Source organism: Streptomyces turgidiscabies Car8, assembly GCF_000331005.1.
Taxonomy (GTDB): domain Bacteria; phylum Actinomycetota; class Actinomycetes; order Streptomycetales; family Streptomycetaceae; genus Streptomyces; species Streptomyces turgidiscabies.
Window position 1 is genome coordinate 1 of record NZ_AEJB01000237.1, and the last position, 8,088, is coordinate 8,088.

Genomic DNA, 8,088 nt, shown 5'->3' on the forward strand with positions numbered 1-8,088 from the left:
CACCCTTCCCCGCGCCCCCTTTAAGGGGCGCGGGGAACTGCGCGAACACCTCGCACGGGCCCGCGGCAAACGACGGCGCACCCCGCAGAGTGCCCCGGCAGCCGTCACTTCGGCCCACCGTCACGCGCCCCTTTAAGGGGCGCGGGGAACTGCGCGAACGCCTCCCACGGGCCCGCGGCAAACAACGGCGCACCCGCAGAGCGCCCCGGCAGCCCGTCACTTCGGCCCACCGTCACGCCCCCTAAGGGGCGCGGCCGTCACCTCGGACCACCCTCACGAGCCCCCTGAGGGGCGCGGGGAACTGCGCGAAAACCCCCACGGACCCGCGGTCAAGCATCCGCCCGTTCCGCGGAGCCTCAGCCCGTGACCTCGGACCGGTCGCCGCCCCACAGGGTGTGGAACGCACCCTCGCGGTCCGTGCGCCGGTAGGTGTGCGCGCCGAAGAAGTCCCGCTGCCCCTGCGTGAGCGCCGCAGGCAACCGCTCCGCACGCAGCGCGTCGTAGTACGCGAGGGCGGCGGCGAACCCCGGCGTCGGGACACCCTGGCGCGTCGCCGCGACCAGCACCTCGCGCCAGTCGTCCTGCGCCGCCGCGATCTCCTGCGCGAACGTGTCGTCGGACAGCAGGCTCGGCAGGTCCGCCCGCGCGTCGTACGCGGCGCGGATACGGTCCAGGAAGGCCGCCCGGATGATGCAGCCACCGCGCCAGAGGGCGGAGACGGCACCGAGGTCGATGTCCCAGTCGTACTCGGCGCCACCCGCCGCGATCTCGTGGAAGCCCTGCGTGTACGACACGATCTTCGACGCGTACAGCGCCTGCTCGACGCGGTCGGCGAACGCCGCCGCCTCCGACTCGCTCAGCGGGGTCGCCTTAGGGCCGGCCAGACCGCGCGAGGCCTCGCGCAGCGCCGCGTGCCCGGACAGTGAGCGGGCGAAGACCGCCTCGGCGATGCCCGACACCGGTACACCCAGGTCGAGGGCGATCTGCACGGTCCAGCGGCCGGTGCCCTTCTGCTCGGCCTGGTCCACCACCACGTCGACGAACGGCTTGCCCGTCGCCGCGTCCACGTGCGACAGCACCTCGGCGGTGATCTCGATCAGGTAGGAGTCGAGACGGCCCGTGTTCCAGGTGCGGAAGATGTCGGCGATCTGCGCGGGGGAGTACCCGGCGACGTCGCGCAGCAGCTGGTACGCCTCGCCGATCAGCTGCATGTCGGCGTACTCGATGCCGTTGTGGACCATCTTCACGAAGTGGCCGGCGCCGTCCGGGCCCACGTGGGACACACAGGGGGTGCCGTCCTCGGCCTTCGCGGAGATCTTCTCCAGCATCGGACCGAGGGAGTCGTACGACTCGACCGGGCCGCCCGGCATGATGCTCGGGCCGAGCAGCGCGCCCTCCTCGCCGCCCGACACGCCCATGCCCACGAAGTGGATGCCCTGCTCGCGCAGGTCGCGCTCCCGGCGCCGGGTGTCCGCGAAGTGCGCGTTGCCGCCGTCGATGATCATGTCGCCGGGCTCCAGGAGCGGGGCGAACTCCTGGATCACCGCGTCGGTCGGCTCACCGGCCTTCACCATGACGACCAGACGGCGCGGCCGTTCCAGCGCGGCCACGAACTCCTTGGCGGTGTCGGCCGCGATGAAGTCGCCCTCGGTCCCGAACTCCTCGACCAGGGCGTGCGTGCGCGCCGCTGTCCGGTTGTGCAGCGCGACCGTGTAGCCGTTGCGCGCGAAGTTGCGGGCGAGGTTGCGGCCCATCACCGCGAGTCCCGTGACGCCGATCTGGGCTGAGTTGCTCATGCGGATGACTCCTAGTGGGTCCTGGAAAACGGTGGTGCCGGTGGGTCCTGGAATCGGCTGTGCCGAACGCGTCGCGTGTCGTGCTCGTCAGTATTGTCCTTCGGACCATCCTGACGTGCCCGTACGCCGACCGCACATCCGGGTTCGCCGTTCCTGCGTACGCAGATACGCACCAGAACCCCCACCTGCCTCAGCATTCACGCAACCGGTGCGTATTCCCGGTCACTTCGGCCTCACCGCAGACGTACTTCGGCCGTACAGAGGCTGGTTTGCCGCTTGTGTGGCCTGTTCGCAGCGTTTACTTTTGCGGCTCCTGGCACAGGTGAGGGGGCTCTTCCATGGCCGTTCGCGGCAAGCACCGCCGGTACCAACCGAACAGGATCAACCGCGCCTCTCTCACCGTCACCGCAGGTGGCGCGGGTATAGCGCTCCCGTTGGTCGGCGCCGGAGTGGCGGACGCGGCGGACATGGCGACCTGGAACAAGGTCGCCGCCTGCGAGTCGACGAACAACTGGAGCATCAACACCGGCAACGGCTATTACGGCGGACTCCAGTTCAGCCAGTCCACCTGGGAGGCGTACGGCGGCACCGTCTACGCGGGGCGCGCGGATCTGGCCACCCGGGACCAGCAGATCGCCGTGGCCGAGAAGGTCCTCAAGGCGCAGGGCCCCGGCGCCTGGCCCACCTGCTCCGTCCGCGCCGGCCTCACCCGGGGCGGCGACACCCCCGACATCCACCCCGCGGGCGGCCCTGGCGACTCGGTCGGCGTGGAACGGAAGTCGCAGCGGACCGTCCGTGACGTGAAACCGCAGACCACACCCCAGTCCCAGGCGGGCACCGCCGAGATGTACACGGTCGTGCACGGCGACACCCTCTCCGGCATAGCGGACGACCGCTCGGTGAAGGGCGGCTGGCAGCGCCTGTACGCCGGCAACCGCAGGACGATCGGCGCCGACCCGGACCTGATCGTCCCCGGTCAGCGACTGAACCTCCGTACGAAGGCCGCACCCCACGCCCCCGTCACCGCTGAGCCCGCCCGCAAGTCCCGCACGGAGAAGGCTCCTTCGCGTGCCACCGAGAGGCCCGCGGCGACCCAGGCCCCCAAGACCACGACCACCACGACGCTCACCTCGCCCGTGAGCGCCGCGACCGGGACGCCCTACCACAAGGCGGGTTCCTCCTGGTCGAAGGGCTACCACACGGGCGTCGACTTCCCGGTGCCCACCGGCACCTCCGTCCGGGCGGTCGGGGTGGGCGAGGTCGTCGACGCGGGCTGGGGCGGGTCGTTCGGCTACCAGGTGGTGATCCGGCACTCCGACGGGCGCTACTCGCAGTACGCCCATCTGTCCGCGATCTCCGTGCGGGCCGGACAGTCGGTGTCGGCCGGGCAGCGCATCGGGCGGTCCGGCTCCACGGGCAACAGCACGGGCCCGCATCTGCACTTCGAGGTGCGGACGGGGCCCGGCTTCGGCAGCGACATCGACCCGGTGGCCTATCTCCGGGCCGGAGGCGTCAGGATTTGACCCGCAAACGGTGCCGGTCCCGGGCGGGAATCGGGATCGGCACGTAGGGGATGCCGTAGAAGGCTCCGTAGGGGAGGGGCTCCTCGTCGGGCGCGTCCTGCGGGGGCGCCGTCGTGACCGCGGCGGTCAGAATCGTCCGGACGGGCTCCTCCGTCACCGTCGCCGTCTCCTCGTGCCCGGCACCTGCCAGCTCCGGTACCGGTGCCGGGAGTGCCGAAGCAGCGGAAGCAGGGGCAGGAAAGGCGGAGGGCAGCGGGTGGGCGTCGGCGTGGGTGCCGTGCTGCAGCCGCTCGGTGGTGAGCAGGATCAGGCCGCCGGCCGCGACCACTCCGCAGCTCAGCGCGAGGATGGTGCCCGTGGTGCCGTAGCGGAAGGTTTCTCCGAACATCGTGATGCCGACCGCCGCCGCCACCACCGGGTTCACGACCGTCAGTGTCGCGAGCGGAGCCGTGAGGCCACCGCCCCGGTAGGCCGCCTGCGAGAGCAGCAGCCCGGAGGCGCCGAGGACGGCGATCAGGGCCAGCGAGGGCAGATCCGCGGCCGTGAGGCCACCGGACCAGTCCACGGCGACCACCTTCGTGAACACCGACGACATACCGAAGGCGATACCGGACGCGACCGCGAGCAGAGTGCTGCGCACCGCCGGGTGCCGGTGCGCGGCGCGGGCCGCCACCATCAGCGTCACCACCGCGGCGCCGGTGAACACGGCCACCAGCACGCGCTCGGTGGTGCCCAGGGACTGCGCCTCGGACGTGCCGACCAGGGACAGCAGACCCGCGAGTCCGAGCGTCGCCATGATCGCGCCCCGCCAGGCGGCCGCCCCGGCCTTGCGGCGCACGAACAGGGCCGCCATCGGCAGGGCGAACACGATGGTCAGCGCGCCCATCGGCTGGACGACGCTCAGCGGGCCGAAGGCCAGCGCCACCACGTGCAGCACTCCACCGAACCCGTTCAACGCCACGGCGGCCCACCAGACCGGCCTGCGCATCGGCGCGTAGGACGTGCCGTGTTCGGAGTCCGCGACCCGCTCCTGCAGGATCGCCCCGCCCGCGTAGGCGACAGCGGAGACGAGCGACAGCAGGATGGACAACGCGAGGGCGCTCATGAGCAACTCCTCTGCGTGCGGCGAGGGCGCGGGGCCCGGTGCGGCGAACGGTCGGCTTCCATGGTCACTACGATCCCCCCTCGCGGGCGCCATGTCGTCGTACCAGAGCATCCATTGGGTCCTACTGCCGATGGAGTACGCCGCCGCGCACGTCCTCCCCAGGGTGGGTGACGCGGGGGCCGAGCGGCTGCGCACAGCTCCCGCCCGACCTGGTACTACTGCCTTTCGTGGACCTCGACCCCGATCTCGCGGCGCTCCGACCACTCGGCGGCTTCTTCGTACTACGCACGGCCGGAGCCCCCGCCGACCCGCCGCCGACACTCGCGCAGGCGTACGCACATCGTGGAGAGGACGTTTACGCGGATTCGATAACTTTTCGTGTTCGAACGGTCGCGGACCGTCTCCTTGTCTCTGAACTGCGGGTTTCCGCGTCGATCGCCCAACAGGCGCTCGCGGCCCGGCTGTGGTCCGTCGCCCTCGGCTGCGCCGTCCTGTACGGCAGCCTCCCCGACCTCGATCCGCGTCTGCTCCACTGGGACGCCGCCGCGTCCGCCCCCGACGACCTGTGGCTGTCGGCGGTACGCCCCCGGGCGGCCGACGCGGCGACGATCGCGGGCCTCGTCGTACGAGGGCACCTGGAGCCCCTCACGGCCGCCCTGCACGCCCGGTACGGCGTCGCCGAGGGCCTGCTGTGGGGCAACGCGGGCTCGGCACTGGCCGGCGCGGCCCGCGAACTCGACCGCTGGGCGAGCGGAACGCGCGGGGCGGGCACGGACGCCGGCACCCGGGCCCGCGCCCTGGCCGCCGAACTGTTCACCCACCCCCGCCTCGCCCCGACCGGAACGCTCACCGGCACCGCCTTCCGACGGCGCAGCTGCTGCCTCTACTACCGGGTGCCGGGAGGCGGGATCTGCGGCGACTGCTGCTTCACCAGGACCCCATGGTCTTCCCCGGACGCCGCATCTGGGTGACCATGTGGGAACCAATCGCCGAGACAGGGAGTTCTGGGTGCGTGTGGGCCTGTTGACCCGGGAGTACCCGCCGGATGTGTACGGTGGCGCGGGCGTCCATGTCGAGTTCCTCGCCCGGGAGTTGGGCGCCCTCACCGACCTGGAGGTGCACTGCTGGGGTGAGGGCCGCGGCGTCGGCGTCATCCGGCACCGGTCCTGGCCGGCGCTCGACGGGAGCAACGACGCGCTGCGCACCTTCTCCACGGACCTCTCCATCGCCGCCGCCCTCGAAGGCCGCGAACTCGTCCACTCCCACACCTGGTACGCGAATCTGGCCGGCCACTTCGCCAAGCTCCTGTACGGCGTGCCGCACGTGATGACCGCGCACTCCCTGGAGCCCCTGCGCCCCTGGAAGGCCGAGCAACTCGGCGGCGGATACGCCCTGTCGAGCTGGGCCGAGCGCACCGCCATCGAGGCCGCCGACGCCGTGATCGCCGTGTCCGGGGCGATGCGCGAGGACATCCTCGCCTGTTACCCGGCCCTCGACCCGGCCACCGTCCACGTCGTGCACAACGGCATCGACACCAGCCTCTACCAGCCCGACCACGGCACGGACGCCCTCACCCGGATCGGCGTCGACCCCGACCGGCCCTACGTCCTGTTCGTCGGCCGCATCACCCGCCAGAAGGGCGTGCCCCATCTGCTGCGCGCGGTACGGGACATCGACCCTGCCGCCCAGGTCGTGCTGTGCGCGGGCGCCCCCGACACCCCGGAGATCGACCGGGAGTTCCGCGAACTGTTCCAGGAGCTGAGCGCCGTACGCGAGGGCGTCTTCTGGATCCCGCAGATGCTGCCGCGCCCGGACGTCATCCAGCTCCTCACGCACGCCGCCGTGTTCGTCTGCCCTTCGGTGTACGAGCCCCTGGGCATCGTCAACCTGGAGGCGATGGCCTGCGGAACTCCCGTCGTGGCCTCGCGGGTCGGGGGTATCCCCGAGGTGGTGGAGGACGGGGAAACCGGGGTACTGGTGTCCCTGGACGACGACTCGGGAGTGTTCGAGGCGGACCTCGCGCGTGCCCTGGACTCCGTGATCGGTGATCCGGAGGCCGCGCGGCGCATGGGGGACGCCGGACGGGAGCGCGCGGTGGGGGAGTTCGGCTGGGACGCGGTGGCCCGGCGGACGGTAGGGCTCTATGAGGAGATCATCAAACAAGGTCAACAGGCTTAGCCCGACCGGCGTACGGGCAAGCATCGTGCACAACCACGGTGAGGGGAGCGGCGATGCGTCGTGGTGGGCCTTCTGTGCTCGGGATCGTGCTGGCGGGCGGAGAGGGCAAACGCCTGATGCCCTTGACCGCGGACCGCGCGAAACCGGCGGTGACCTTCGGCGGAACGTATCGCCTGGTCGACTTCGTCCTGTCCAACCTCGTCAACGGTGACATCATGCGCATCTGCGTGCTCACGCAGTACAAGTCGCACTCGCTGGACCGGCACATCACCACCACGTGGCGGATGTCCAGTCTGCTCGGCAACTACGTCACCCCGGTTCCCGCCCAGCAGCGCCTGGGCCCGCGCTGGTATCTGGGCAGTGCCGACGCCATCCTCCAATCGCTCAACCTCGTGCACGACGAACAGCCCGACTACGTCGCGGTGTTCGGCGCGGACCACGTCTACCGCATGGACCCCCGCCAGATGCTCAACCAGCACATCGAGAGCGGCGCCGGGGTCACGGTCGCGGGAATACGGGTGCCGCGCGCCGAGTCGTCGTCCTTCGGCGTGATCAGTCCCGGCTCGGACGGCCAGAGTGTGCAGGGCTTCCTGGAGAAGCCCGTGGACCCGCCCGGTCTGCCCGACGACCCCGGATGCGTGTTCGCGTCGATGGGCAACTACATCTTCACCACCAAGGCGCTGATAGAGGCCCTGCAGCGGGACGCCGAGGACGGCGACTCCGTGCACGACATGGGCGGTTCGATACTGCCCTCGCTCACCGACCGGGGCGAGGCCCAGCTGTACGACTTCAGCGGGAACCACGTCCCCGGCGAGACCACCCGCGACCAGGGCTACTGGCGGGACGTGGGCACACTCGACGCGTACTACGACGCCCACATGGACCTGATCGCCGAGCGGCCGGCCTTCAACCTCTACAACCGCGACTGGCCCGTCTACACCCACTCCGGCCAGCTGTCGCCCGCCCGCTTCAACGCCGGCGGCATCGCCAGCGAGTCGATCATCAGCGCGGGATGCCTGATCCGGGGCCAGGTCTCGCGCTCGGTCCTCTCGCCCGGGGTGCGCGTCGATCCGGGCGCCGTGGTGCAGGGGTCGATCCTGCACGACAACGTGCGCGTCGGACGGGGCGCGATCGTGCGCGGGGCCGTCCTGGACAAGAACGTCGAGGTCCCGCCCGGCGCCACGATCGGCGTCAACCCGGAGCGGGACGCCGACCTGTACACCGTCTCCAAGGGCGGCGTGATCGGCCTCGGAAAGGGCCAGCACGTGTCATAGCCCCGGATAGGCGTATGGCCACGCCTACACCCGTGCGGTCGGCCCCGGTGAGCCCGTGCTCACCGGGGCCGACGGCATGTCCGGGGCCGGCGCGGTGCGCCGAACGGGCTGTTGCCGTACGGCCCCGAGGTGACCGTGCGCGGTGCGGCGCGGATCGGGGCGGCCGGCGAGGAACGGATCCGGGACACGGCCCCGGCTGACTCCAGCGGGCC

5 protein-coding genes and 3 pseudogenes are annotated in these 8,088 nt (G+C 71.3%); 5 read left to right on the forward strand and 3 right to left on the reverse strand.

The features are described 5' to 3' along the window. Nucleotides 1-356: 356 nt before the first annotated feature. Complete coding sequence (gene gndA / locus STRTUCAR8_RS15770) at nucleotides 357-1,796, reverse strand: NADP-dependent phosphogluconate dehydrogenase (RefSeq protein WP_006376777.1); 1,440 nt, start codon at nucleotides 1,794-1,796, stop codon at nucleotides 357-359. A gap of 467 nt (nucleotides 1,797-2,263) precedes the next feature. On the opposite strand from gndA, the pseudogene STRTUCAR8_RS55645 reads away from it, so the two are divergent. After that, nucleotides 2,264-2,425, forward strand: a pseudogene (locus STRTUCAR8_RS55645) (transglycosylase family protein); the annotation flags it as partial. Between the two features lie 168 nt (nucleotides 2,426-2,593). After that, nucleotides 2,594-3,319 (forward strand): annotated as a pseudogene (locus STRTUCAR8_RS55650) (M23 family metallopeptidase); the annotation flags it as partial. On the opposite strand, the gene STRTUCAR8_RS15780 reads toward STRTUCAR8_RS55650, so the two are convergent. Further along, nucleotides 3,309-4,424 carry a DMT family transporter gene (locus tag STRTUCAR8_RS15780; RefSeq protein ID WP_006376779.1) on the reverse strand — a complete coding sequence of 372 codons (1,116 nt, stop codon included), beginning with the start codon at nucleotides 4,422-4,424 and terminating at the stop codon, nucleotides 3,309-3,311. The pseudogene STRTUCAR8_RS55650 and the gene STRTUCAR8_RS15780 sit on opposite strands and share 11 nt — an antisense overlap. Before the next feature lie 227 nt (nucleotides 4,425-4,651). On the opposite strand from STRTUCAR8_RS15780, the gene STRTUCAR8_RS15785 reads away from it, so the two are divergent. The 3 genes from STRTUCAR8_RS15785 to glgC are packed head-to-tail and all read left to right on the forward strand — an operon-like array spanning nucleotide 4,652 to nucleotide 7,876. Then, nucleotides 4,652-5,395, forward strand: coding sequence for an IucA/IucC family C-terminal-domain containing protein (locus STRTUCAR8_RS15785; protein ID WP_006376782.1), 744 nt, complete (start codon nucleotides 4,652-4,654; stop codon nucleotides 5,393-5,395). A 37-nt stretch (nucleotides 5,396-5,432) separates the two neighbouring features. Beyond that, entirely contained in the window at nucleotides 5,433-6,602 is a 1,170-nt protein-coding gene (glgA, locus tag STRTUCAR8_RS15790; RefSeq protein ID WP_006376783.1) for a glycogen synthase, read from the forward strand. Between the two features lie 53 nt (nucleotides 6,603-6,655). Further along, entirely contained in the window at nucleotides 6,656-7,876 is a 1,221-nt protein-coding gene (gene glgC / locus STRTUCAR8_RS15795; protein ID WP_006376778.1) for a glucose-1-phosphate adenylyltransferase, read from the forward strand. 24 nt (nucleotides 7,877-7,900) lie between these two features. Here the strand turns inward: glgC and STRTUCAR8_RS53725 are convergent. Then, nucleotides 7,901-8,088 (reverse strand): annotated as a pseudogene (locus STRTUCAR8_RS53725) (hypothetical protein); the annotation flags it as partial.

Bases quoted from the DNA above. Each gene is read 5' to 3' on its own strand.
- gndA (WP_006376777.1), bottom strand. From the start codon at position 1,796: ATGAGCAACTCAGCCCAGATCGGCGTCACGGGACTCGCGGTGATGGGC.
- glgC (WP_006376778.1), top strand. From the start codon at position 6,656: ATGCGTCGTGGTGGGCCTTCTGTGCTCGGGATCGTGCTGGCGGGCGGA.
- STRTUCAR8_RS15780 (WP_006376779.1), bottom strand. From the start codon at position 4,424: ATGAGCGCCCTCGCGTTGTCCATCCTGCTGTCGCTCGTCTCCGCTGTC.